This window comes from Deltaproteobacteria bacterium (genome assembly GCA_009930495.1).
Classification (GTDB): domain Bacteria; phylum Desulfobacterota; class Desulfovibrionia; order Desulfovibrionales; family Desulfomicrobiaceae; genus Desulfomicrobium.
Map to the genome: position 1 here is coordinate 1 of RZYB01000018.1, position 26,045 is coordinate 26,045.

The following is a 26,045-nucleotide window of genomic DNA, read 5'->3' on the forward strand; positions in this document are numbered from 1 at the left end:
TAGGTGGCGCGGATCATGCTTTCCGTGCGGTTCGTGATATTGGCCAGGGTGGAGCCGCCGGGCGGGGCGGTTCTGGTGGTGGGTGAAAAAGGGTATCCACCACGCCCTGGCTGGGCGGAACCATCCGTGCCCGTGGTAGTCGGGTTGTGGTGCGGATCGGACCGTGGAAAAGGGCCGGGGTTGTCCGGACGATAGTGGCAAAAAAAGACGAAGCCGCCGGAAAAAGTGGCAAAAAACTGGCAAAGAATTGTTTGAGCTTCAAGCAAAACAGGAAGGGCTTACCGCTTTTTGTGCGATAAGCCCTTGTTTTTACTGGAGCCAGGAAAGAGACTTGAACTCTCGACCTGCTGATTACGAATCAGCTGCTCTACCAACTGAGCTATCCTGGCGTGCGTTGCGAGATGGCCTAATATATGCGCGGGCCTAGACAGTCAAGGCGTTTTTGGCTCCCAATGCGTGATGACAACCAGTCGGGACGAGGCAAGTCGCATCGCGGCGTCGTGCATGCGTTCTCAGAACTTGTACCCCACGGACAGGCCCACGATATGGGCGTCGGCGTTGTCGATCTCGCCGTCGAGAGGCTCGCTGGTGGCTTTCGGAGACCATCGACCGTCGATATCCCGGTCCATGATCATGAGGTAGGTGTAGCTCAGATCGACCGTCCAGCTATCCCAATGGAAACCCAGACCACCGTTCAGCAAGTGGCGGTCATTGGCCGGGACCATGTAGTCGATGGTGTCGTCATCGACCGGGGACTGATCGAAAACATAGCCGGCGCGCAGGTCAAGCCAATCCAACGCGACGTATTCCACTCCCAGGTTGAAGCGCCATACATCGTGCCAGTTTTTGGATTGCGCGGTCTGTGTCGGCGTTGCCGAAGGCCAGACGGGATCGCCATAATTGATGGTCAGGGCATCGTACTTGCTCCACAGCGTGTAGACCGCGCCCACCTCGACGCTCAGCTTGTCCATGGGATACACGACCACGCCCAGGCTGAAGGAATCGGGCAGGGTCACGGTTCCGGAAGCGCTCGTGTCCGAAAACAGGCTGGCGGGAAGCGGCAATCCGGCTGGCCGCGTGAAATCGGCGTCGCCGTTGACACTCATGGTCACGGGGCTGCGATAGGTCAGGCCGACCTTGGCGTACTCGCAAGGCTGATAGTGCAACGCCATGTTGAAACCGTATCCCCAGCCATCGGCTTCAATGCCCAAATCTCCATCGGCTGCGCCCAGGGCGAAAAAATTCAGCTTCTGCTTTTTATCGAAGTTCAGATACATGGCTTCGACGCCAAAGGCGGCGGACAAGCTATCCGTGACCTTCACGGCCACGTTGGGGTTAACGGAGATGGATTCAATGATGGCCTCGTAGGAATTGTAACGTCCAGCCCAGTCCTCGTCGATGACCGAACCCAGGCCAAAGCGGGAAAACGACCCCAGACCGACGGTGTAGCGGTCGTTGACCTTCCAGGTGGCGTAGAAATGCGGCGGGATCCAGTAGGCGTCCTCGTCCGAGGTGGTCCACTCGTCGCCGGCCTTGATGTCCACGACAGGATGGATGACCGTGAAGCCACCCATGACCTGCACGCCGTCCAGCTGGGTGATACCGGCCGGGTTGGAAGCCAGGGCGGACGGATCGTCGGCGCGTCCCACTGTGGCTCCACCCAGGGCGTTGCCACGGGCGCTCCATTCGTAAATGCCAAATCCGGCGGCGGCGCTGATCTGGGCCGAGAACAAGACCAGGCAACAGGTCAGAAACAATGATTTGAAACGAGTACGCATTCAACCTCCCCTCTGGATGCACGGTTGTCGCCGGAAACGCGCCCTGAGCGTACGTTCAGCGAAATATCCCGCCAGGGGCTAGATGAAGAAACATCAAGAGTCAAGAGTCTGGAAAAAACCAAGAAAAATAGATAAATCACGAATTTTTCAGAACGAAGCAGAAGGCGCCGGGGTATTAAGCGACCAAGCAGGCATGAAAAAGAAAAAAGGTGGACGCTCCAAAATCCACTGATTAAGAAGGCGCCGAAACAGCGCACGGGAGATCGTCTTGAGCAAGGGCAACAAGGAAAGAATTCTGGAAACCGCCAAACGGTTGTTTGGAGAACTGGGATACGCGGACACCACCTATAAACGCATTGCCCTGGAGACGGGCATCGCCGACGGGCTCATCGCCCATCATTACGGGAGCAAGGAAAACCTCTTCCAGCTGGTGGAAATAGCCATCTTAAACGATCTGTTGGCCAAAATCGACGAAAGCCTTTACTACGCCTCGAACGGCCTTGGCCGGGTGGTCAATTTTTCCAAATGCATTCTCAAGGCCTCGACCATGCCCGAGACTGGTTTCCTGACCCTGCTGCGCTGCTCCCCGTTCCTGGCCAACACGGTCACGGCCGACAATTCCGAAATCCTGGCGGTCTGCGCCCAGGTCGTCGATAAAATGAAAAGCTGCTTGAACCAGGGTATCGCCGATGGCTCCATTCGGCGGGATTTGGATCCGGACCTCGCGGCCAGCGTCATCTTTTCCACGGTCCTGGGCTCGACCAGGGCCCGGTTGCTGGCCGGGGAAAATATCCTCGGGCTGAGTCTCTCGGATGATTTTTACCCGGAAATTCTCAGCATCATTGGCAAGTATCTCCAACCAGAATAGGCCTCAGCTCTCGCCATCCCGATCATCGTCGGGCTGGATCAGGGCATAGGCCACCAGGCATCCCAACACAAAACCACCAAGCGTCACCCACCAAATCATTCGTCCTCCTACGCCACGTGAAAAGACCGGTTACGCAGAATCCTGGCCCCGGCCAAAACCGCGAATACACAGTTGGCGGCCCAAGCCGCGACCACGGGAGGAAGCAGCCCCTTCTCCCCGGCCGAAACAAAAACCATGAACAGGCCATAATAACAAAACGTGATCACCAACCCAGCCGGAATAATTGCATAAAGCGATCCAAACAGCGACAGGACAGCCACGGCGACCAAGGCCATGATCAAAATGGAACAGGAATAGGCGAGCTTCATATGCCACGCGGTCAGCAACCGCTCGATGTTCGATCCGGAATCGCGCAACCGGGCGATTTCCCGCCCCAACTGCCACAAGGGTAACGAATCGAGATTGGCGCGTGGATCCACGGTTAAAAAGCCGCGCACGTCGGTCTTTAGATGGACGAGCAGCCGGGGCAGGGTTTCGCGCGTGAACTCCCCGGGATTGTCGCGCACGACGGATTCAAGCTCCCAGCCCGAATCCGTGATCCGAAAGGACCTGGCCCGTACAATCTGCCGCGTCCGGCCCGAATCACCCGGTTCAAGCATGTATAGCTCCATGTCCTCGCCGCTCCGGGCCGCGGGCGCGAGGCTGCCCAGGCGCACGATGGTCACCTCCTCCCGAAACCAGACATTGTGCAACACCCTGGAAGCCATCCGCCGGTTGCGGACTTCCTCGTTCCATATGCGGGTCGCGGCCTTGTGTCCGCTGGCGCCGAGAACCTGGGAAAAAACAAACTGGACCACGCACAGGACCGTGGCCAGGAGAATCACCGTTTTGGTGATATGACGCATGGATACCGCGCACGCTTCCAGGGCCAGAAGCTCCCGGCCGCGCAGCATCAGCCCGAGCTGGACCATGAGCGCGATCAAGAACACGGCGGGAAAAATCTGGGCAAGGATATACGGCAGGCTGTACAAATAATAGGCCGCGATGGAAGCCACGCCGACGCCGGCCTCCAAAAAATTATCCAGCCGATCGAACAGATCGATAAAAATATAAATCCCCAACCCTATCGCGCAGACAAGCAGCAAAAGAAACAGAGTTTGGCGCAGAACGTAGCGGGAAAGCAAGGTCATGACGTGGCCTTCCATCCGGCGAGCGCGTGCCCCAGCCGGGAAAAAACGGAAAAATCCAGTTCCCGCTCGGTGGCCACGATCCACAGCCCCAAACTTCCAAGCAAGAAAAAAAGCCCGTTGGGCGCCCACAACGCCACCGCTGGCGGCAAATACCCGCTTTTGGCCAGGGACATGCCGGCGGTCAGCAGGACATAATACACAAAAAACGCGCCCAAGGACACGACGAGTCCGTACTGGCGGTTCAGGCCCTGAAAAAACAAGGCCAGGGGCATGGAAAAGAGCCCCAGGACCAGACAGGCCACGGGCAGGGCGAATCGCTTGTGTCGTTCGATCAGGGCGCGACGATATTTGTCAACGTCGGCGCGGGCTTCCGGACTGGCCACCACGCGGTTCAATTCCGCCCAGGACATTTCCTTGGGAGCCTTGCTCTCGATTTTCATTCCGCCCAGAATCCTGCTCATGTCCAAGGACAGGGCGTACTCGCCAAAACTGACCACGGAAAAGCCGTCCTTTTCCTGCCGGTAAACATGGCCGTCCTGGAGCAGGACATAGATCTGGCCCGCTTCGGCGTTGGACAAAATCCTGCCACGCGGAGCGACAATGGTCGCGGCCAGATCGGGGCGCGACGCGTCCCGGACAAAGACATCCTCCAAATCACCACTGACCGGATCGGCCTGGGTGGCGTAGAAGGTCAGATTTGGAAAGCTGGTGTTGAAGACGCCAGGCTGGACATTGATGACCGTCTTGCTCCGCGCCATCTCGACCACGGCCTGGCGAAAATGGTCCATGCCCCAGGAAATCCCGTACAGGGATACCCACAGGGACACGGCCGTGCCCGCCAGGCACAACACCAGGGGCGCTGGCAACAGACGCCACACGGACAGGCCGCCGGCGCGCAGGGAAATCAGTTCCCGATCCGCGCCCATGCGCAGCAACGTCAAAAAAAGACCGAGCATGCACGCGGCCGGCACCAGCATCAGCAAAAAAAACGGACTCAGATACACAAAGAGCTTGGCCAAATCGAAAAAGCCCACCCCTTGGCCCAAAAACAGTTCGCGAAGCTGGAGAAAACGCCCCAAGAGGATCAGGCTCAAAAACGCGCCCAGGCAAATCCCGGCCACCAGGCTCATTTCCCTGAGCAATTCACGTTGCAGCAGCCTGAACCTCACCGGCATCCGTCCTCTTTCCGGTCACGATAGAATCGGGCCAGGGCCTCTTCCTCGAGCGGCGTCAGATTGAAGCGCCGGCCCGCCTCGTCCATGAGACGCGTCAGATTCTCGCGGTTTGGAACGTGATCCTCGATCCAGGCAATGGCGTTCCGTAAATTTTTGTCGGTGGGCATGATGGTTGTCATGAGCTCTCCTTGGTTCCGTCGGCGGTCAGGGCCCCATACAGGAAAGGCGGATACGGCACAACGCCGTCATCCGTCGCGTTCCGGGCCGGTCCGGACGGTCTCGACCGCTGGGCCGGAAGCTCCGCGCCATCGAAAACGGACAGCCCCCTGTCCGGCCGTGGTCAGGACGCGGCATCCCAGGTCCTGGCAGGCCTCGACCACCCGTGGGTGCGGGAATCCAAAGCGATTGCCCGGACCGCACGCGGCCACGGCCCACCGGGGCCCGACGCACCGCAAAAATTCGGAGTCCAGGGATGATTTGGAGCCATGATGCGGCAAAACGAGAACATCGGCGTCCAGAGCCAGGCCGCGTCCGCGAATCCGGGCCAGGGCGCTTTTCTCCGTGTCCCCGGGGATAAGCGCCAGCCCCCTGCCCCCCCATACCAGGCGCAAGGCCAGCGACGTGTTGTTTTCGGAAATACCGTTCTCCTCGGGACCGGGATGAAGAACCTCGAACCACAAGCCGGGCTCGATCCCGATCCGGTCTCCGGCCCGAAAGCGGAGGGTCCGATGATGCCGCGCGCGCAGAATATGAAGCAGACGGGCCGAATCCGAACTGTCGTCAAGCAATCCGGACCACCCAAACCACCCGACGTCGAACGTGCCCAAAACATGATAAAGACCGCGCACATGATCGGCATCCATGTGCGACAAGAGCACGCCGTCCACCGCCGGCGGATGGCCATGGGCCAAGACGGGCCCGACTATGGCCCGGCCGATGTCGTAGTCCGCGTTCCAGGAGCCGCCACCGTCGATCAAAAGGGTCCGTCCCGAGCCCGTGCGCACGACCACAGCCTGACTCATGCCCGTGTCGAGCACGGTCATGTCGATCCGGTCCCGAGGCGCGGCAGCGTCGCGCACGGCGGGCAGGGCCAGCAGTACAAGCCCAATGGCCATGGCCACCTGCCCGCGACGCAGGCCGGGCCGAAACCACAACGCGCCGGCCGCGACCAGCACCAGCCAGTATCCGACAATCTCCAGGCCATCGGGCCGAAGCACGACAAAACTGTCCAGCCATCCGGCCCGATCCAGAACGTCAAGCCCTCTTTCCAGGGCCCCGACCCCAAGCCCGGACAGATGCAAGAATCCGCGCGCCACCCCGTCCGGCAAGCCTGCCAGCACGGCGAAAAGCCCGGCAAAGGCCAGGGGCATGACCGCGAACCCGAGCACGGGCAGCCACAGCAAATTCAGGTGGAGATGGGTGGACACTTCGCCGAAATACGCGACCAGAACCGGCAGGATAAGCGCATTGGCACACAGACTGACCATCCCGAGCAAAACCGCGCCGTGCGCCAAGCGCCGCCAGCCCGGCCCGGACAGCCGGGTCAGCACGGGCCGCCATGCGGGCATGAACAAAATGATCCCGGCCACGGCCAGCACGGACAACTGCAAGCTGATGTCGTGCACGGCGCGAGGGTCGACCAGAATAAGCACGGCCACGGCCACGAACAGGGCATCCTGCGGTTGCCGAACCCGGCCGCGAAGCTGATAGGCGATCATGACCCCGAGCATGATCGCGGCCCGGACCAGGGACGGCGTCCACGCGCCCAGCCACAAATAAAAAAGAGCCAAGGGCGCGGCCAAAATGGCGGCCATGTTCCGACGGGGGCATCGCAGCAGCACGGATGGCCGGGTCACGGACACAATCCAGGCCACGGCCATGGCAAAACCGGCGGTCAAGGCCAAATGCATGCCGGACAAGGCCAGACTGTGGGACAGGCCCGCGCGGCGAATCCGATCCATGAAGGCCGGGGTCAACTCGTATTTGTCACCAAAGAGCAGTGCCATGATCACGGCCCCGGCGTTACCGGGCGGAGCCAAGGCGCGGACATCGCGCATCAGGCGCTGACGCGAATCGGAAGCGGGGTCGTCCAGCCAGATCACGCCGGCCGGGCCACGCGAAAAAGTCCGCAGCCGCACTCCCTGGCGATTCCAGTGCCCCTGACTGCCGGGCAGTCCGAAATTGCTCCGCCCGACGAGTTCACGCAGACCAAGCCGGGCCCGGAACCTCTGCCCCACTCCGGGAAAAAGCGGTGGATCGTCCCAATACCACAAAAACTTGGCCGGCAAGGGTTGCCCGGAGTCCACGTCCATGGCGTCCGCGACCACGAGACACAAGCCCCGCCCCGGATAGGTCCGGACCGACTCGATCCGTCCCTCGACATGAACGGTCAGTTTGCCCGGCCACGACAAGGGCTCCGAATGTTCCAGCCCAAGTCCGACCACCACCCCCAACCCCAGACTCGCGGCCAGCAGGAGGTACTCCCGGCCACGCACGAAGACCGCGATCCACGCGGCCGCCAGAACCAGGACCGGTCCGGGATAAACGGGCAGCATCAGGCCGCACAGATACCCGGCCAAGGCTTTTTGCCAGGGCGTCGGGGCCACGGGCCCCAAGGAAGCGACAACGACGCGGGACGAATTCGTGGCAACCTCCAAAGGCGATTCCGGCCCGGCGCGTCAGCACCGAATACCCGCCGCGCCGGGACCAAACCGGCATGGCGAAAGGACATCGGGCAACCCGCGCGCCAGGACACCCCGCGCCATTACGTCATAACGCGGAACCATCGCAAGACAATTCGCGCCACGGGCGCCGACTCGCGACATGGCCCGTCCAGGACCAGCGGCACGCAAGAGCCGGGTGATTCGTTGGGTTCAACGCGCCACGACAAAAAGCCAGACGGAGGCCGCCTGGCGATTCGGGAATCATGAAAAAAACGGGAGAGGGATCGGTCACGGAAAAAATGGAGCGGGAAACGGGATTTGAACCCGCGACTTCAACCTTGGCAAGGTTGCACTCTACCACTGAGTTACTCCCGCTTGAAAAGCGTGGAGGCGGCATCCAGATTTGAACTGGAGAATGGAGGTTTTGCAGACCTCTGCCTTACCACTTGGCTATGCCGCCGTTTTCTCGTGGAGCGGGAAACGGGACTCGAACCCGCAACCCTCAGCTTGGAAGGCTGATGCTCTAGCCATTGAGCTACTCCCGCTCGCGAGGGAAATCGAACTATCCCAAGGCACTTGGCCCGTCAAGAAAAAGAACGTCAAACTCCAAGCCCGTCTCCGGGCTGCATGATCCGCCCGGTCAGAACGGTTTCATACCCACCCTGGGCCTCGATCTTGGCCTTGAATGCCTCGGCACGGATCAACTCCAGGACCGTCTCCACCTTCCAGTCGGCCAGGGCCGACACAAAGGCCAGGTCATAGCGCTCCCTGGCCAGGGGCACGAAATCGAGCCCCAGGGCCCGGGCCGCCGCATGGATGCCCAGCCCGCAGGACGCGGCTCCGGTCAGCACGTTCACGGCCACGGCCATGTGCGTGAACTCCTCCTTGTCATAACCCCGGACCTGGTCCGGGCTGATCCCGGCCTGTCGCAGATGGTAATCGAGCAGGATGCGCGTGCCCGCCCCGCGCTGCCGGTTGATGAACCGCACTTCCGGCCGGGCCAGGTCGGCCACGCCGGTGATGCCCAGCGGATTGCCCTTGGCCACGATCATCCCTTGGTGGCGGATGGCCAGATTGACGCAGGTCAGATCGAGGCCGGGCAAATATTTGCGGAAAAACGGGAAGTTGAAATCAGCGCTGGCCTCGTCGAAAAGATGCGTCCCGGCCATCAGGGTCGAGCCGTCGCGCAGGGCCGTCAGCCCGCCCATGGAACCGACATGGCTGGACGAGACGCGCACCGGGGTGGGCAGACCCATGAGCTCGTTGCCGAGCACGTCGAGGATGTTGTCGTGGCTGCCGACAATGACCAAGGTCCGGTCCAGCTCCTCGGGGGTGGTCAAAAGCTCGGCCCGGACCATGCTTCCGGCCTCCGCGCCCTCGCTGTCGGCCGGAACGCGGGTCATGCCCTGGGCCCGGACCAGGGTCGAAATCATGCCCGCGCCACGTCCCAACGGCGTGGCCACGAGCTTCTCGCCCACCCGGCCAATGGCCAGGCGGACGAGCTCCTCGGTGCCAAGCTTGGACGGCACCTTGCGGGCCAATTCCACCGACACGGTCCGACGTTTGGGCACGGCCCGGCGGGACAGCCAGCTCATGAGCGGCACGAGCAACTCCTCGAAACAGACCACGGCCGAAACCGGATAGCCCGGCGCCCCGACCACCAGCTTGCCATCGACAACGCCCAGAATGGATGGCTTGCCCGGCATGACATCGATGCCGTGGACCAGCACCTCGCCCAGGCCCGCGATGATGGACCGGGAAAAATCCTTGGACCCGGCCGATGACCCGGCTCCAACCACGACGATGTGCGCCGGTCCGTCCACGGCCTGGCGCACGGCCCGGGTCAGGTCGTTTTCATTGTCCGGGACCGGGGACACGCGGGTAAAGACGCAATCCTGACCCGCGGCCAGTCCGGCAAAAACCTGGGAATTGCTCTCGATGACCTGCCCTGGCTTGGGGTTGGGGCGGAGGGTGAAATCCAGCACTTCGTCGCCCGTGGGAATGAAGACCATGCGCAGACGTTCCCAGACCGGAACCTCCCAGATTCCAGCGCTGAGCAAGGCGCCGATGTCGTAGGCCGAAAGCCGGCGATTCTGGGGCAGGAACAGTTCCGTGGCCACGATGTCCTCGCCGATGCGCCGGACGTGCTGCATGGGAAAAACCGGGGTCTCGATTTCGATGGCCTCGTTGTCCTCGCGCACGACCTTTTCGATCATGAGCACGCCGTCAAAACCATCGGGCAGGGGATGACCGGTGTTGACGGGCACGCACTGGGCCCCCTTGATCAGCCGCACCGGCCGACCCTCGCGGGCCGCGAAGGTCGATTCGGCGCGCACGGCATAGCCGTCCATGGCCGCGCCGTGAAAGGTCGGGGACGAGCACACGGCATGGACCGGCGCGGCCAGAACCCGGCCCAGGGCCTCCTGGGCGGGAATGCGTTCCATGGCGACCAAACGGTCACGGTCCAGGGCGTCCATGGCCCGCTTCACGGCCTCGGCCACGGGCACGGTTTTCAAATAAATATTTCGTTCCACTGCGTTCTCGCTTGCGCAAAACTGTTTCACACGATCCAGACGGAGACCTTCCGGCCCGCCGTCATCCCTTCCAAGGCCGCGTCCAGGCACAACAGGCCATCGGCCTCGATCAACGTCCGCAACAAACCGGACTTGCCCAGCCTGGGCATGGCCACGAGGCCGCCGTCCCGCTCTTCCAATTTCACCCGGACATAGTCCTCGCGGCCCGGTTTGGAGGAAACATTGGCTCCGAGCCGGGCTTGGCGTGTTTCACGCCGGGAAGGATCGAAAGCCCGCCCATCCCCGCCCAGATGTCGCAGCAGTCCTTGGCCAAAAACCAGCATGACGATCTGGGCCGAAGCGACCTGACCGGGCAGTCCGAGCACGGGCTTGCCCCCGACCCGGGCCAGGATGGTCGGCTTGCCAGGACTGATGGACACACCATGGGCCAGAATCTCGCTGTCGGCGAAGGATTCCAGCACGGCGATGGTCAGATCGCGCACGCCGATGGAGCTGCCGCCGGACACAAAAAGGACGTCATTCTCTTCCAAACCCTTGGCCATGGCCCGCGCCAGCGCGTCCCGACTGTCCGGGACCAAGCCATAGGACAGGACCTCAGCCCCCGCCTGCCGGGCCAGGCAGGCCAGGGTGTGGGAATTGACATCGCGGATCTGACCGGGCCGGGGAGTGACCTCGACGGGGACCAATTCATCGCCGGTGGACACGATGCCACACCGTGGCCGGCGAAATACCGGAATGACGGCATGCCCAAGGGCGGCCAGCAATCCCACGTCCTGGGGCCGCAGCCGCCAACCCCGTCCGAAAGCCGTGGCCCCGGCGGCGATATCCTCGCCCGCGAGCATGACGTTTTCCCCCGGCGCCACGGTCTTGCGGATTTCCACCGTGGTCCCGCCCAAGATTTGGGTATGCTCGACCATGAGCACCGCGTCCGCGCCCGGCGGCAGGGACCCGCCCGTGGTAATTCCCATGCATTCGCCCGGAACAAGAGTCTGGGCGATCACCTCGTCGATGGCGGCGCTATGGGCCATTTCCAGATAGCCGGGATTGCCCTCGCTGGCGCCGAAAGTGTCGGCCGCGCGCAAGGCATAGCCATCCATGCAGGACCTGTTCAAGGCCGGGATGTTTTCAATCGCGACAATGTCCCGGAACACAACTCGGCCCTGACCGTCGCCCAGATCGATCCGGTCCTCGCCCACGGGCGAAAACCCAGCCAGCAGGGCCTGGAACCGATCCGAGGAAATAACCCGAAAAAAATCATGCTCCATGGCTCACTCCGGCTTGAGAGTCGAGATATCGGTTTCCGGATAGGCTTCGGCATAGACCAGCACGGACTCGCCCAAAACTTCCTGGGCCCGATCCCGGGCGTAATTCTCGATGTCATATTGCAGTTGCAAAAACTGCTTGCAAAGCTGACGGCCGACCGGGGTCAGTTCATAGCGCTGACCCTTGCCCTTGACCTTCTGCACCAGGGCCTTGCCGATGCTCTCCTCGGCGGCCTTGAGTTTGCCCCAGGCCGCGCGATAGGACATCTTCATTTCCGAAGCCGCCTGACGCAGGGATCCATGCTGCTCGATCTTGTCGAGCAACATGGCCCGCCCGATACCCAAAAAAATCTGCTCGTCGCGCTCGAACCAAACGTGCAGGCGCAGGATCAGGGCCCCCGGATTCGTGGATTCGCTCATGAATGCCTCCTCGGCGGATTGACCGACATGATAAAAAAACATCATGATGCTAAAAAAAACATCGTGACAAAACAAGCATTGTCCCGTGGGCGCGAACAAGCTACGACACCCCGGTCACGCCACCATGAATCTTCACCGGAGGACCATCATGCTCCCAGCCGAAAAAGCCCAGGATCTCCTTGCAAAACGGACCGCGGCCTGTCGTGCCAAGGGCGTCCTGCCATCCGACCTCCTTGATCTCGTCAGCAACGTCCACGCCCTGCAGCTCGCCGCGCGGGAACAGGCCCAAATCAACCTTCCCGAGATTCCCTCCGACCCGCTGCGTCACGTCCAGGGCGCGCCCTTGATCGAGCGGTCCGCGTTTCCCCATGACCGAGCCCAGGCCCTGGAACTTTTTTCCAAATTGGTGGACACGGTGTCGGCGATCAACCAGCCCCTGGCCGGCGCCTGCGAGGTCCTTTCCGCGGCGGTGGCGGACAAAAACCTTGATCTGGATCAGGCCATGCAGGCCCACCTGCGCGGAGACGAAAACTTTTTCACGACCTGGGCCGGTCGCACCCCGATGACGCCCCGCATGCTGCCCATGCTCATCCAAGCCGCCATGACCCCGTCCATCGAACGGGCCGCCGAGCTGCTGTCCGCCTCCCTCGACCCATCCACGACCTGGCCCCATGGCCACTGTCCGGTCTGTGGCGGCCTGCCGATCATGTCCGACCTGCGGGAAAAGGAAGGGTTCCGGTTCAACATCTGCGGATTTTGTCACGCCGAGTACCGTGCCATCCGCATGCAATGCCCGTACTGTCTGGAAACAGACCCGGCCAAGCTGGAATTCTACGATGCCAAGGAAGAACCGGGATTTCGGATCAACGCCTGCAAAAGCTGCAACATGTACATCAAGGTCACGGACTTCCGGGCCATGGACCGCAGAAGCCTGCCCCTGATCGACGATCTGGAATCCCTGAGTCTGGATATTCTGGCCCGGAAAAAGAACCTCAAACGCCCCACCCTTTCGGCCTGGGGATTTTAGGTTCGGCCATGATCGGCGTGGTGTTGGCGGGAGGCAAATCCTCCCGGCTGGGTCAAGACAAAACCGCTGTCACGTACCAGGGGGAAACGCTGCTGGAACGCTCGGCCCGGCTGCTTGGCGCGTGCTGCGATCGGGTTTTTGTGTCCTGCCGCGATCCGCGCATTGTTCCGCCGGGTCTGGCCGTGATCGAGGACGAAACCGAACGTGTCGGCCCCCTGGGCGGAATCACCACGGTCCTGCGCCGCCTGGATGGGCCGATCTGCGTTCTGGCATGTGATCTGCCCTTCATGGAGCGCAGATTTCTGGACGCCCTGCTCGCGGCTCGCGAAACACGGCCCGTGGAATGTGTCATGACCGCTTGGCAACAGCGGGAAACCGGATTCATCGAAAGCCTGGTGGCCATCTACGAACCGGCCGCCCTCCCCTTGCTCGAAGAAGGAATCGCGGCCGGCCATTTCAAACTCAGCCGCCTCGTTCCACCACGGCTCCGCCACACCCTCGTCTACGGACCCGAGGACAGCCGTTTTTTCTTCAATGTCAATTACCCCCGGGATCTGGGACAACTGCGGCCAGACCTCACTTCCGCCTGACAAACAGCAGCTTGCCCACCCCGGGCACGTCCACGCGCAGCGCGTCCCCCTCGCGCAGTCCTTCCACCACCGCTCCCTCGCGGGCATGAATGGTCAGCACGTCCGAGCGCAGGGTCCACAAAAACGGCATATGCTCGCCACCAATCTCCAGACGGCCGTTGCCGTCGGCCTCGATGCTCATGCGGGCATCGACCGGGCCGCTCGGGCCCTGATGCGAGGCCGCGTACTCCCCGCTGATATCGACACCACCGCCACAGGCGAACAGAAACAGCGCCACGAGGCACGTCGCGATCCGTTTCACAGGCCAAGCTCCTTCGGTTCAAGGCTGAACAGCCGATCCAGATGGATCAGTCTGTCATAAAGATACACATGGACGCCCATGCCCAGCCAGGCCACGTCCCGCGACACCGTCCACCAGGACACGGGGTCGCCGATGCTCTGAAAACATCCGCAGCCGATGGGCGTGGCCTGGACCAGGGCCGTGACGATGGCCACGATGAACATGACCAGCATGCCACAGATCAGCACGCACGCCGCCCGGACCCGGACTCCGGCCAGAAGAAAGAGCCCGCTGACCAGCTCCAGCCAGGGCATGAACACGGCCAGGGGGTTGACCAGCCAATGGGGAGCCAGCAGGTACGCGGCGATATTGTCCGCGAATTCCGCTGGGAACATGATCTTGTACAGGCTGGCGTAAATAAAAATCCAGGCCAGATAAAGGCGCAGGATCAGGGACAACGCAGGATGGGTCGCCAAGCGGATCAGAATCGTGGTCATGGCTCGTCCGTGGTTTTCGTGAGCGGCATATCTCCCTCCACGATCAGCACCCGCTCGTGATCCCGGCTCAAAAATTTCCGGGCCACGATACTGTCGTAATGCCGGCTGCGGCTGCGACCATAGATGACAATGGGCCGCTCCGGGTCCTCGGCCGCCATTTGCATCATGTACACCAGATCGAACAGCTGGGCCGGGATGTTGACCGCGCCCTGGGCGTGACCGACTTCATAAAACTCCCGGGGCCGGGCATCGATCAGGATGGCGCCATCCTGGTCCACCAAGACCCGCGCCGCGTCCACGCCAATGGTTGGGATGTTCGGACCCGCCGGTTCGATGAGCGGAATCCCCCAGGGACTTTGGTGATTGAAAATAAAACCCATGCCAAGACTCAGCCCGATGATCAGCGCGAAATCCACCCAGCGCATCCGAAGCAACTGCTCGCTGCGGCGATGCACAATGCCGGCGATGCGCCGTCCGGCCGCCTCGAGCACGTTGATATGGTCCTTGGCGCGGGTCAGTTCGTTGATGGTGCGCCGCAGCTCCTCGTTTTGCGCCACCAAATCGGCGTTCAGGGTCCGAATGGTGGCAAAGGAGTCGGCATTCTTGAGCAGAAGCACGGCCTGGGACAAGAATGTCAGCAACATGTCGTCCTCGCCCGGTATGTCCGGACCAAGACCAGCCCCGAGCAACACCACGCCATAAAGCTGCTCGCGCAACATGAACAAAAAGGCGCGCCGCGGAACAAAGCCAATGGGCAGTTCGGACACGGCGGCCAGGGTTTCCACGGGCTCCACCTGGAGAGGCTGGAAATGCTTGTTCCGGGCCCCTGCCAGGCACAGAAAAAAAAGCCGGTCCACTTCGCCGGGCGAAAGCGTCCAGGATGTCTCGACGCCCTTGACGCTTTTGGTGACGGCGCCGCTGTCGCGATCATGAATCAGAATCAGTCCCTGCGACCTGGAAAAATGACCCAGCACGGTCAAAAGCAAATTCTCGGCCACGTCGGCCAGGTCGGTCCGCGTGATTTCCTGGGAGAGTTCGCGCAGGGCGCTGAGATGAAAAACCTGCCGGTCCAGGGTATCGTTGCGTTTTCGCAGCTCGACATTGAGCAGCTCGATTTGGGTCGAAAACAAGGCGAATCGGAGGCTGGTCTGAAACAGAAGCGCCAACCCGGTCAGCAGCTGGCGTTCCTCGTCGTCGTAGGGAACGCCGCGCATCCCGCCTTCCAGGCCAAGCAGACCGTGCCAGTGGTCGCCCAAGGGACAAACCAGCAACAGCTCGCATCGCGAAAAATGCGGACAGGTTGGCAGGCAGGGCACAAAGAAGGGAATCTTCCGCCCCTCCGCCATTTCCCGGACGGACAGGGTCAGATCCTCGACCGAGGCCAACGCGGCATGCTCCGATCTGGGGCTGGTCACCAGATGAAAATCCTCGGGCCGCGAGCCGAGAATGGCCGCGAAGCCGCCGCGCGCGCCAACGCCGCCCTGGGCCGAAAGCAGGAAGGATTCGAGAATTTTGTGCGGATGACGCAGGCCGCTGAGATCGGCCGCGGTGTCGGCCAGGATCTGGAAATGATACCTGGCGCGTTCCATGTCCGCCGCGCAGGACACGGGCTGGGCGGGATCGGGGCTCAATCCAAAAACCCCTTGATTTGCTGATACAGGTCGTTGACGTCGTCGACGACACCCAGGTGGGAATACAAAATGGTTCCGTCCGGACGACACACCAGGGTATACGGAGTCAGGGGATCCCCCAGCGCCTTGTGGGCGGCGAAATCCGGATCACTGATCACCGGAAACAGATACTGGCCCGTGCCCACCAGTTTCTTCACTTCCTCTTCCGTGGCGCCGGCGGCCAGGGCGAACATCGCCACCCGTCCCTTGAGCTTGCCCTTGTTCAGACGGCCATGCAGCGTTTTGAACCCCGGAGCCTGCTTCACGCAAAACGGGCAATAAATACCCACAACTTCCAAAAAAATCAGATCGGCCTTGAGATCAGCCAGGGAAAAAGTCTTTTTCCCCTGGACGCCAAGCTCGGCTTGCGCCGCTTCATCGGCGGGCACGGGCAGATGCAAATCCAAAATCCGGTCCCCGACCGTCACGGGGCCGCCCAGGGCCGGGCTTGCCATGGCCACCAGCACAACAAAAACCAGCAATCTGAACACTGTCATGACGCCTCCTTGGCCAAAGTCGGTTGTCAGGCGCAGGCCTGATCCAGGGTGTCGTGGATGCGGACCATGCGCGACAGGCCCACGATCCCGAAAATCTTGCGAAAATTTTCGGACAGCCCGGCCATGACCATCTCCACCCCGGTTTTTTCGTTTTCCAAAACAAGCTGGGTCAGGATGGCGATGCCCGCGCCGTTGACCGAGGTGTTGGGATCGAAGTCCAAGACGATCCGCGACAGATTGGCGTCCACGGCCTTGCCGCAGGCCTCGCGCAGATAGGGTTCGCTGTGCGAGCCGACAACGCCCTGGATATGGATGACCAGGACGGAACCCCGTTGACTGGTGCTGACCTCGTTTTGTCGGGTCCGGGCCAGCTTGAGGCGTTCCTGGGCCCGGGACAGACCCTGTTCCAGGCTTTGCCGCTGGATGGGCTTGTTGATGAAATCCGCCGCGTCCAGATTCAGGGCTTGGATGGCCAAATCCATGTCCCCGTGGCCGGTGATCACGATAACCTCGGTTCCCGGAGCCCGTTTTTTGATCTCCTGCAGGACCTGGATTCCGTCCATGCCCGGCATCTTGATGTCCGTCAGCACGATGTCCGGTTTTTCCCTGTCGAACACTTCAAGCCCCTCTTCTCCCGATTCCGCCGTGAGAATCTCGAATCCGTACACGTCCAGGAACAGCCTGAACATTTTCAGGGTAGCCTTCTCATCGTCGATGACGAGTATTTTTTCGTGCGTCATGCCTGCATCCTGGTTGGGGTGAAAGAGGGAATTTCCATGTCGGCGGTGGGGAAACTCAGAATAAATGTTGTTCCCTCGCCCGGCTTGCTGTCAATAGTGATGGTTCCACCATAGTCTCGCACAATGCCATAGGTTATGGCCAGCCCCAGACCCATGCCCTTGCCGGTTTGCTTGGTGGTGAAAAACGGCTCGAAAATCTTGTTGCGCACCCCGTCCGGAATACCCGGCCCGTTGTCCGTGAACGACGCGTTGACCCGGCCGTCCTGGACATAGGTCCTGACCAGGATGTCGCCCCAGATACCCGGCTCGGACTCCATCTTTTCCTGGATGGCGTCGCGGGCATTGTTGAGCAGATTGAAAAAAACCTGCTGCAGGCGGTTGTTGTGTCCCTTGATGGGCGGCAGGTCCGAACCCAGTTCCAAGCGGATGTTGATGCGCTGGATGGAGAACTGCCGGCCGATGATGGACAGCACGCCGCGAATGGGCTCGTTCATGTCCACCATTTCCATGACCAGGCCGGATTTTTTGCCAAAGGCCCGCAGGTTGTTGATGATGTCCGTGGCCCGGTCCACTTGCTGGCTGATTTCCGTGGCCATGTCGCGGATCTGGGCCTCGGTGACCTCCATGTTCTGCTCGATGAGCAGATTCAGGTATTCGCTGCCCATCTTGATGGCGTTCAAGGGCTGGTTGATCTCGTGGGCGATGCCGGCGCTCATCTCGCCCAGGGTCTTCATCTTGGCGGCCTGGACCAGCTGCGCGTCTTTTTCCATCATTTCGGTGATGTCGGTCACGGCCACGATGATGGCGTGGGCGCCGCTGTAGCTGATGGGACAGGCGTGCATATTGACGTAAAACGGGCGCTCGCCCTTCTTGTAATGCAGGATTTTCGGATAATAGACGCAACCGCTGGTGGTCCCCGCGTCGTCCAGGGAGGCCAGACATTCCCGGACCTGGTCGTGCCCGAGCTTTAAAAAGGACATGCCCAGCAGCTCGCCCGAGCCGTATTCGTAGAGCTCCTCGGCGCGGGGGTTGGCGTCCAGGATCAAATCCGTGTTGCAATCGACGACAAAAATCGGATCGGGACCGGAATCGAACAGGGAGCGGTACTTCATCTCCGATTCCTGCAACCGCTTGCGGTAAAGCCGGATGGACCAGACCATGCTCATGAAGGAGTCGGCCAGTTGGATGACCTCGTCGCCCTGTCGCTTGCGGTAGAACATGCAGGTCGCGCAGATCTGGCCGGTCTTGCCGTCGGCGGTCCGGGATTTGCAGCCCTGCTCGTCGAAATGCCAGCACGGCATGTTCGTGTCCTTGTAGGCCGGACAGTTGGTCACGGCCCAGTCCAGGCCCTCGCCGAGGTCGATGTTGAAGTCGAAATTGCCCTTGCTCAATTCATCGGAAATGTGCGTCAAACGCGTGATGGGCCGGGTGATGTAACGCGAGATGCGGTGGCTGACATAAAAAATGATGACGATCACGGCCGAGATGAAGCCCAGGAACATGAACCGCAGCTTGGACACGAGGTTATCGATGTGTTCCTTGCTCAGGCCGACGTGCACCGTGCCGATGCGGTACAGGCCTTCGTTCATGGACACGGCGATGTCGTAGGAGGTCTGGTCGCCGTGTTCCACCAGGCGCACGCTGTGCATGGCGGTTTCGGGCACGGGGTTGGCCATGCTCAGCGGCTTGGGAAAGGGCACGGTGAAGGTGTGGGCCAGCATCTGGTTGCCGCGATCAAGGACGAAAATGTAGTTGATCATGTGCTGGCGCTCCATCAGGCGCGCCTCCTCGAAAATGAGGCTGAGCAGCTCCGGATAATTCTTGTCCAGCACAAACCCGCCACCGCGCTCGGCGATGGAATGGGCCACGGCCACGCCGCGCAGCTCCAACTCCTTGGTCAGGCCGGAAATAAGAATCCAGCGGGCCAGCAGCGCGATGGTCACGCTGATGATCAGAATGACCGCCAGGATGGAGACGAAAATCTTGTTCTTGAGCGAAATACGGGCATAGGGCTTCATCTTCATCGCGCGACCTCCCCGGTTTGAGTCCCCAGGTCACCGGCCGACAGATCACCCCAATTCTCGAGCAGCAAAAAACGGCCATCGTGCAGCCGCGTGAAATAGACCTTGTCCATGCCCTGATGGTCCGTGGGGCCGAAACTCAGGCGCACGTCGCTGCCCAGGGAAAAATCGGTCATGGACTCGATGGCCCGCAAAAACGAGGCCCGGGTCAGATCGCGGCCGGCCCGGCGCAGCCCCTCCACCAGGACCTTGGCGTTGATATAGCCCTCGAAGCCGACAAAATTGGGGTCCTCGCCCGGATAATACTTGTCCAGCAGCCGCGTGAATTCCTGGGCGCTCTCGGCCACGGTGCCGTCGCGACGAAGCGGCGGCGGCACCACCTGGGACATGATGACGTTGATGTCCGAGGTATCGGTCTGGAGCAGATTACGGGACAACTCCTTGGCGCCGACAAAGGACACCATGTAAAAAATCGGGGAATAGCCGGTTTCCAGGGATTCGCGGATGAAATTGGCGCACGGATCGGAGGTGCCGATCATGAACACGGCCTCGGCCTGGGAATTGCGGATTCGTTCCAGGCCTTCCCGGATGTCATGGGCGCCGCGCGCGAAACTGCCCCTGGCCACGGGCTCCAGGCCAAAACGCTTCAAGGCCAGCTCCGTGCCGGTCAGCCCGTCGAAACCAAAGGTATCATACTGATAAAAAACAGCGATGCGCCGCAGCCCCAAGTCCTTGACCATGTGCTCCACGGCCGCGTCGGTCTCCTGGTAGTACGAAGCCCGGACATTGATCAGATAGGGCGTGAACGGTTCGCGCAGGGCGTTGGCCCCGGTGAACATGCCCAGCAGCGGAATCCCGGCCTCTTCCACCAGGGGCAGGATTTTGACCGTGGTCGGCGTGCCCACGTAGCAAAACAGGCCGAAAACCTGGTCGTCGATCAAAAACTTCTGGGTGTTGTCCAGACACTTGGGCGGGTCGTAGGAGTCGTCGCGGGTGATGAGCCGGACCGTGCGGCCATGGACGCCGCCCTGCTCGTTGACGTGCATGAGATAACTCATGGCGCCGCGCAACGTCTCCTGCCCTAGATAGCCGGCATGTCCCTGGAGGGCCAGGGACGAACCAAAAACCACTTCCTTCTCGGTCACGCCCAGCCCGACCGAGGACAGGGGAATCTGAACCTCGCTCTCCTCGCAGCCGAAGGCAAGGAGCATGCAAACCAGCAGCAGCCATGAAATGTCTTTTCGTCCCAGCACACGTACCTCTCTTTGGAAATCCGTGGTTGAATGATATTCCCGAACGCAATGCCTTGTGCCAAAATATGAAAACCCAATTCACGGCAAGTGTCTGATTATGTCTTTTATGACATAGTGCAGCCCTGGTAAATTATGGATAAACCACATCTCCAGAGAAAAGCATATTTGACTTAATACTCATACTTTTACACCTGGATTTTTTGAAATGAATTTTCAAGAATTTGAAAAAATTGTAAAAAATGAAAATTCTGCAAAAAAATATCTGTTGCAATTTTGCTGGAAAAACCATCAGCGATTTTGCCCCAAATGCCGCGCCCGCAAACTCTACGCATTGCGCCAGGGGCGCAAACGCTGTTCCCGCTGCGGCTACACCTTCCACGATTTCAGCCAACGCTTCGTCAACAACGGCAACCTGACCTGCCAGCAATGGCTGCGGCTGATCAAGCTGTTTGAACTGGAAGCGCCCACCGGACGCGTGGCCGAACAGCTGAACGTGTCCTACAACACGGCCTACAAATCCGTGACCACCCTGCGCATGGCCATCATGGCCCATTCCCTGGACGCAAGGCTCATCTTCCGATCCATCGAGGGCCTGGACTTCGGAAAGTCGGGAAAATTCCATCTGGACATGAGCTCCAAAAGCAGCACGCGCATGCCTGTCTTCGGAATCGTCGAACGCGGCCCGCACGTTTTTGTCGATCTGATCCCCGAACTGGACGGCGACAGCATCGTCCATTTCAAAATGAATTTCCATCTGAAAACAGCCAGCCTGGGAAAAATCATATATACCGATAAATTCAAGCAGTACGCGGCCCTTTTGACCGGCGGCAGCCACCTTTCTTCCGTCTACAACATCCGCCATGCCGACAAGGGCCTGTGCATCGACTCGACCAAGGGATTCTGGTCCTTTTCCAAGGACTGGTTCCGACGCCTGAAGGGCATTTCCCCCCGCAACTTTCCACTCTACATCAAGGAGCTGGAATTCCGATACAATCATAAAAACGAAGATATCTTCCCCATTCTGGCGGAATTCCTGTGCGCCTGGGTGCCGGACTTTGAGGAATAAGGATTCCCTTGCCATGAAGGGCAATTCCGACAACACGATGGCATCATGAAGATCTCGCGATACACATCACCCAAACCCACCAGCCCCGCGCGCCAGGCGTCCATCCAGGACGATCGGGCACTGCCCTTTGGCGGGCTGGGATTTGATCTGAGCGCGGTGCTGTCCCGGCCGATCACGCCAATCCGCCGCGAAGCGCCCCGTCTTCCCACCGTTCCCGGCCAAGGCATCGACATGCCGGTACCGGCGGGAAGACTGCTCCTCGTCCGGCTCAACCGGGAAATTCGCGGAAGCTAACACACCAGAACCACTGTCAGGAGGGACGACATGAAACTGGGTAGAAGAGAATTCGTCAAACTCACGGCCGCCGCCACCACGGTCACGGCCTTCGGAGGCCTGGGCTTCAATCTGGCTCCGACCACCGCCCACGCGCAGCTCATGACCCTGCGCAAGGGCAAGGAAACCACCTCGGTCTGCTGCTACTGTTCCGTTGGCTGCGGGCTTATCGTCACCACGGACGAAAAAACAGGGCGCGCCATCAACATCGAGGGCGATCCGGATCATCCCATCAACGAGGGCGCTCTGTGCGCCAAGGGCTCGGCGCATTTCCAGCTGGCCGAGAATCCCCAACGCGTCCTGAAGCCCCGCTACCGGGCCGCCGGCAGCGACACGTGGGAAGAAAAAAGTTGGGACTGGATGCTCACGGAAATCGCCAAGCGCGTGAAAAAGGTCCGCGACGCGGCCTTCACCGCCACGGACGCCAAGCACAACGTGGTCAATCGCTGCGAGGCCCTGGCTTCCGTCGGCTCGGCGGCCATGGACAACGAGGAATGCTGGATCTACCAGGCCATGCTCCGCAGCCTGGGGCTGACGTACATCGAGCATCAGGCCCGTATTTGACACAGCGCGACTGTCGCGGCTCTGGCAGAGTCGTTCGGACGCGGCGCGATGACCAATCACTGGATCGATTTCAAGAACAGTGATTGCATTTTGATCATGGGCAGCAATGCTGCCGAAAACCATCCCATTTCCTTCAAGTGGGTTTTACGGGCGCAGGAACAAGGCGGAACCGTCATTCATGTCGATCCACGCTACACCCGCACGTCGACCAAGGCCGACATCTACGCCCCGCTGCGTTCGGGCAGCGACATCGCCTTCCTGGGCGGCCTCATCAAGTACATCGTGGACAACGACCTGATCCAAAAGGAATACGTTCTCCAATACACCAACGCGTCCTTCATCGTGTCCAAGGATTTCGGCTTCAATGACGGCCTTTTCACGGGTTTCGACGAAGCCAGCCGTAAGTACGACAAAAAATCCTGGGCCTTTGAAATGGACGAAAACGGCGTGCCCAAGCGCGACATGACCCTCTCCGACCCGCGCTGCGTGTACCAGATCATGAAAAAGCATTACGAGCGCTACAATGTCCAGACCGTTGTCTCGGTCACCGGCACGCCCGAGGACAAATTGATGGCGGTCTACAAGACCTACGCGGCCACGGGCAAACCCGAGAAGGCCGGCACCATCCTGTATGCCATGGGTTGGACCCAGCACACCGTCGGCGTGCAGAACATTCGCGCCATGAGCATCATCCAGCTGCTCCTGGGCAACATGGGCGTGGCCGGCGGTGGCGTGAACGCCCTGCGCGGCGAGGCCAATGTCCAGGGTTCCACGGACCAGGCCCTGCTCTTCCATATCATCCCCGGTTATCTGCCCACGCCGCGCGCCAAGCAGCAGGCCTACGAGGACTATCTCAAGGGCATCACCCCGGTCAGCAAGGACCCCAAAAGCGTCAACTGGAAGCAGCACCAGCCCAAGTACATGGCCAGCCTGCTCAAATCCTTGTACAAAAAAGCGGATCTGCCCACGGCCTATTCCTGGCTGCCCAAGCTGGGCGACACCCAGAACGCCTCCTGGCTTCTGCTCTTCGACAAGATGCTCAAGGGGCAGTTCAAGGGCTTCTTCGCCTGGGGCATGAACCCGGCCTCCAGCGGCGCGGACTCCAACAAGACCCGCCAGGCCCTGTCCAAGCTCGACTGGCTGGTCAACGTGAACATCTTCGAGAACGAAACCGGCTCCTTTTGGAAAGGTCCGGGCATGGACCCGAAAAAAATCAAGACCGAGGTCTTTTTCCTGCCGTGCTGCGTGTCCGTGGAAAAGGAAGGCTCCATTTCCAACTCCGGCCGCTGGATGCAATGGCGCTATGCCGGCCCCAAACCGGCGGGCGAGACCAAGCCGGACGGCGACATCATCTATGAGCTCATGCTCAAGATTCGCGAACTCTACGAAAAGGAAAAGGGCGCCTTTCCCGAACCCATTCTGGGCCTCAATACCGACGACTGGGGCGACGGGCACGTCTTCGACCCACACAAGGTGGCCAAGCTCATCAACGGCTACTTCCTGAAGGACACGACCATCAAGGGCGCCGACGGCAAGGAAACCGTGTACAAGGCCGGCAGCCAGCTGCCGAGCTTCCTCCTGCTTCAGGCCGACGGTTCGACCTGTTCCGGCAACTGGATCTACAGCGGTTCCTACACGGACAAGGGCAACATGGCCGCCCGGCGCGACAAGACCCAGACTCCGGAACAGGAAAAAATCGGTTTGTTCCCGAACTGGACCTGGTCCTGGCCGGTCAACCGCCGCATTATCTACAACCGCGCCTCGGTTGACCTCAGCGGCAAGCCCTGGGCTCCGGAAAAACCCGTCCTGGCCTGGGACGGCGCCAACAAAAAATGGCTCATCGACGTGGTCGACGGCGGCGGCGACGCCGGGGCCAAGCATCCGTTCATCATGCACCAACACGGCATGGGCCAGATTTACGGCCCCGGCCTGAACGACGGCCCCCTGCCCGAGCACTATGAACCGCTGGAATGCCCCATTTCCGAGCATCCCTTCTCCAAGCGGCTCAACAACCCGACGGCCCTGATGTTCGCCGACGAGGCCCACAAACGCACGGTCTGCGACCCGCGTTACCCCTTCGTCTGCACCACCTACCGCGTCACCGAGCACTGGCAGACAGGCGTTCTGACCCGCTGGCTGCCCTGGCTGACCGAGGCCGAACCGCAGATGTTCTGTGAAATGAGCGAGGAGTTGGCGGAGCTCAAGGGCATCAAGAACGGCGAAAAAGTCATCCTGGAGAATCAGCGTGGCGAACTCTGGGCCATCGCCATTGTCACCAAGCGCTTCAAGCCCTTCCAGGTATTGGGGAACACGGTCCATGTGATCGGCATCCCCTGGCACTTCGGCTGGGTCTGGCCCAAGGACGGCGGCGACGCCGCCAACCTGCTCACGGCCGCGGTCGGTGATCCGAACACCGGCATCCCGGAAAGCAAGGCCTTCATGGTCAACGTGAAGAAAGCGTAAGGAGTCACTATGTCAGGAAAATCATTCTTCGTCGATTTGACCAAGTGCACGGCCTGCCGGGGTTGCCAGGTCGCCTGCAAGCAGTGGAACAAACTCCCGGCCGAACAAACGCGCAATCATGGATCGCATCAAAACCCCATGGACGTCTCGGCCATCACCTATAAAACCGTGCACATGAAGGAAGTGGCCGATGACAAGGGCGACATGCTCGCGTGGCTCTTCTTTCCGGAGCAGTGCCGGCACTGCACCGTGCCGCCCTGCAAACTGACGGCCGACGCCTACGACGATCAGGCCATCATCCAGGACGAGGCGACCGGCGCGGTGATTTTCACCGAGCGCACCAAGGACCTGCCCGATTTCGATGAAATCCGGGAAGCCTGCCCGTACAATATCCCGCGTCAGGATCCAGAAACCAAGATCATGACCAAATGCACCATGTGTCTGGACCGCGTGCAAAACGGCCTGCTGCCCGCCTGCGTGCAGGCCTGCCCCACGGGCGCAATGAACTTTGGAGATCGGGACGAAATGCTGGCCCTGGCCGAAAAACGTCTGGCCGAGGTCCAAAAGAAGTATCCGGACGCGGTGTTGGGCGACGCCGAGGATGTCCGGGTCATCTACCTCTACCAGATGGCGCCCTCTTCGTACCACGGCTACGCCGTGGCCGCCGCCACCATGCCTGGCCTCATGGATCGCAAGGCCGTGTTCGCCAAGCTCTTCGGCTCGTTCTCCAGAAACAAGGCCTAATATATCAGGCCCTCCTCCATCGGCTGGCCGGGAAGGCGACTTCCCGGCCTTTTTTGTTGTACGCACGAATTTCAATCAGGACAAAACGTTATCCATTAGCATTCCCCGTTCCAGCTTCGAAAAAACAGCCACTTTTGCGTTTGCAATTCTCTTTTTCGATCACGATGTGAATTATTCCTAAAAGCGTGGACGCCCTGGCCGCATGGACGGGGCCAAGATGGCCTCGCTCCAAGGTTTTTTGAAACATAATCCGAACAAAGGCCCGTCGCGTCGGAACCAGCCTGTCCACTACGCCCAAAAAGCATGGCCTCACAGCCGGTGCACGAACACCCGGTCATCCAGGCCCAGGCCCAAAGCCATGTCGGCGACATGGGCCTGATGGGTGAAGAGAATGATCTGCATGGACCCGG

At 60.6% G+C, this 26,045-nt stretch carries 22 protein-coding genes and 4 tRNA genes; 7 read left to right on the forward strand and 19 right to left on the reverse strand.

The window, feature by feature from the left end:
• Nucleotides 1-313: 313 nt before the first annotated feature.
• Together EOL86_03225 and EOL86_03230 are read right to left on the reverse strand one after the other, a co-directional pair.
• Nucleotides 314-389: transfer RNA gene (locus EOL86_03225), tRNA-Thr, on the reverse strand.
• A 123-nt stretch (nt 390-512) separates the two neighbouring features.
• On the reverse strand, nt 513-1,778 hold the full coding sequence (locus EOL86_03230) for a transporter (protein ID NCD24595.1): 1,266 nt from the start codon (nt 1,776-1,778) through the stop codon (nt 513-515).
• A gap of 262 nt (nt 1,779-2,040) precedes the next feature.
• Here EOL86_03230 and EOL86_03235 point away from each other — a divergent pair, with 262 nt between their 5' ends.
• Nucleotides 2,041-2,646 (forward strand): TetR/AcrR family transcriptional regulator, encoded by a 606-nt coding sequence (locus tag EOL86_03235; protein ID NCD24596.1) that lies wholly within the window; start codon nt 2,041-2,043, stop codon nt 2,644-2,646.
• 107 nt (nt 2,647-2,753) lie between these two features.
• Here EOL86_03235 and EOL86_03240 read toward each other — a convergent pair whose 3' ends face one another.
• From EOL86_03240 to EOL86_03285, 10 genes are all read right to left on the reverse strand, one after another.
• A complete protein-coding gene (locus EOL86_03240) occupies nt 2,754-3,851 on the reverse strand; it encodes an LptF/LptG family permease (protein NCD24597.1) in 1,098 nt (365 codons plus the stop codon).
• Nucleotides 3,833-5,011, reverse strand: coding sequence for an LPS export ABC transporter permease LptF (lptF, locus tag EOL86_03245; protein NCD24598.1), 1,179 nt, complete (start codon nt 5,009-5,011; stop codon nt 3,833-3,835). The genes EOL86_03240 and lptF overlap by 19 nt, the downstream gene beginning before the upstream one ends.
• Nucleotides 5,002-5,190 (reverse strand): hypothetical protein, encoded by a 189-nt coding sequence (locus tag EOL86_03250; GenBank protein ID NCD24599.1) that lies wholly within the window; start codon nt 5,188-5,190, stop codon nt 5,002-5,004. Before EOL86_03250 ends, lptF begins: the two co-directional genes overlap by 10 nt.
• A gap of 66 nt (nt 5,191-5,256) precedes the next feature.
• Nucleotides 5,257-7,668, reverse strand: a complete 2,412-nt coding sequence (locus tag EOL86_03255; protein ID NCD24600.1) for a DNA internalization-related competence protein ComEC/Rec2 — start codon at nt 7,666-7,668, stop codon at nt 5,257-5,259.
• A gap of 306 nt (nt 7,669-7,974) precedes the next feature.
• Nucleotides 7,975-8,049: transfer RNA gene (locus tag EOL86_03260), tRNA-Gly, on the reverse strand.
• A gap of 10 nt (nt 8,050-8,059) precedes the next feature.
• Nucleotides 8,060-8,134, reverse strand: a tRNA-Cys gene (locus tag EOL86_03265).
• A 9-nt stretch (nt 8,135-8,143) separates the two neighbouring features.
• Nucleotides 8,144-8,219 (reverse strand) — tRNA-Gly (locus EOL86_03270).
• Nucleotides 8,220-8,273: 54 nt separating this feature from the next.
• Nucleotides 8,274-10,208: a molybdopterin biosynthesis protein gene (locus EOL86_03275; GenBank protein NCD24601.1), complete on the reverse strand. Its 1,935-nt coding sequence runs from the start codon at nt 10,206-10,208 to the stop codon at nt 8,274-8,276.
• 26 nt (nt 10,209-10,234) lie between these two features.
• Complete coding sequence (locus tag EOL86_03280) at nt 10,235-11,473, reverse strand: molybdopterin molybdenumtransferase MoeA (GenBank protein NCD24602.1); 1,239 nt, start codon at nt 11,471-11,473, stop codon at nt 10,235-10,237.
• Between the two features lie 3 nt (nt 11,474-11,476).
• Nucleotides 11,477-11,890, reverse strand: a complete 414-nt coding sequence (locus EOL86_03285; GenBank protein NCD24603.1) for a LysR family transcriptional regulator — start codon at nt 11,888-11,890, stop codon at nt 11,477-11,479.
• Between the two features lie 124 nt (nt 11,891-12,014).
• Here EOL86_03285 and fdhE point away from each other — a divergent pair, with 124 nt between their 5' ends.
• Both fdhE and EOL86_03295 read left to right on the forward strand, forming a co-directional pair.
• On the forward strand, nt 12,015-12,917 hold the full coding sequence (gene fdhE, locus EOL86_03290; protein NCD24604.1) for a formate dehydrogenase accessory protein FdhE: 903 nt from the start codon (nt 12,015-12,017) through the stop codon (nt 12,915-12,917).
• Between the two features lie 8 nt (nt 12,918-12,925).
• Complete coding sequence (locus EOL86_03295; GenBank protein ID NCD24605.1) at nt 12,926-13,507, forward strand: molybdenum cofactor guanylyltransferase; 582 nt, start codon at nt 12,926-12,928, stop codon at nt 13,505-13,507.
• Here EOL86_03295 and EOL86_03300 read toward each other — a convergent pair.
• The 7 genes from EOL86_03300 to EOL86_03330 are packed head-to-tail and all read right to left on the reverse strand — an operon-like array spanning nt 13,494 to nt 20,423.
• Entirely contained in the window at nt 13,494-13,808 is a 315-nt protein-coding gene (locus tag EOL86_03300; GenBank protein NCD24606.1) for a hypothetical protein, read from the reverse strand. The two genes, EOL86_03295 and EOL86_03300, sit on opposite strands and share 14 nt — an antisense overlap.
• Nucleotides 13,805-14,284: a DoxX family membrane protein gene (locus EOL86_03305; GenBank protein NCD24607.1), complete on the reverse strand. Its 480-nt coding sequence runs from the start codon at nt 14,282-14,284 to the stop codon at nt 13,805-13,807. Before EOL86_03305 ends, EOL86_03300 begins: the two co-directional genes overlap by 4 nt.
• Nucleotides 14,281-15,915, reverse strand: a complete 1,635-nt coding sequence (locus EOL86_03310) for a rhodanese-like domain-containing protein (protein NCD24608.1) — start codon at nt 15,913-15,915, stop codon at nt 14,281-14,283. Before EOL86_03310 ends, EOL86_03305 begins: the two co-directional genes overlap by 4 nt.
• Nucleotides 15,912-16,451, reverse strand: a complete 540-nt coding sequence (locus EOL86_03315) for a TlpA family protein disulfide reductase (GenBank protein NCD24609.1) — start codon at nt 16,449-16,451, stop codon at nt 15,912-15,914. Before EOL86_03315 ends, EOL86_03310 begins: the two co-directional genes overlap by 4 nt.
• Before the next feature lie 26 nt (nt 16,452-16,477).
• A complete protein-coding gene (locus EOL86_03320; protein ID NCD24610.1) occupies nt 16,478-17,191 on the reverse strand; it encodes a response regulator in 714 nt (237 codons plus the stop codon).
• Nucleotides 17,188-19,209, reverse strand: coding sequence for a PAS domain S-box protein (locus tag EOL86_03325; protein ID NCD24611.1), 2,022 nt, complete (start codon nt 19,207-19,209; stop codon nt 17,188-17,190). The genes EOL86_03320 and EOL86_03325 overlap by 4 nt, the downstream gene beginning before the upstream one ends.
• Nucleotides 19,210-19,211: 2 nt before the next feature.
• Nucleotides 19,212-20,423, reverse strand: coding sequence for a hypothetical protein (locus tag EOL86_03330; protein ID NCD24612.1), 1,212 nt, complete (start codon nt 20,421-20,423; stop codon nt 19,212-19,214).
• Between the two features lie 247 nt (nt 20,424-20,670).
• On the opposite strand from EOL86_03330, the gene EOL86_03335 reads away from it, so the two are divergent.
• The 4 genes from EOL86_03335 to EOL86_03350 are packed head-to-tail and all read left to right on the forward strand — an operon-like array spanning nt 20,671 to nt 25,635.
• Nucleotides 20,671-21,531 carry a transposase gene (locus EOL86_03335; protein NCD24613.1) on the forward strand — a complete coding sequence of 287 codons (861 nt, stop codon included), beginning with the start codon at nt 20,671-20,673 and terminating at the stop codon, nt 21,529-21,531.
• Nucleotides 21,532-21,576: 45 nt separating this feature from the next.
• The gene (locus EOL86_03340; protein ID NCD24614.1) at nt 21,577-21,825 is read left to right on the forward strand and encodes a hypothetical protein; all 249 of its coding nucleotides are present in this window, start codon (nt 21,577-21,579) and stop codon (nt 21,823-21,825) included.
• A 30-nt stretch (nt 21,826-21,855) separates the two neighbouring features.
• Nucleotides 21,856-24,891 carry a formate dehydrogenase-N subunit alpha gene (gene fdnG / locus EOL86_03345; protein ID NCD24615.1) on the forward strand — a complete coding sequence of 1,012 codons (3,036 nt, stop codon included), beginning with the start codon at nt 21,856-21,858 and terminating at the stop codon, nt 24,889-24,891.
• Between the two features lie 9 nt (nt 24,892-24,900).
• Nucleotides 24,901-25,635, forward strand: a complete 735-nt coding sequence (locus EOL86_03350; GenBank protein NCD24616.1) for a formate dehydrogenase — start codon at nt 24,901-24,903, stop codon at nt 25,633-25,635.
• Nucleotides 25,636-26,045 lie beyond the last annotated feature (410 nt).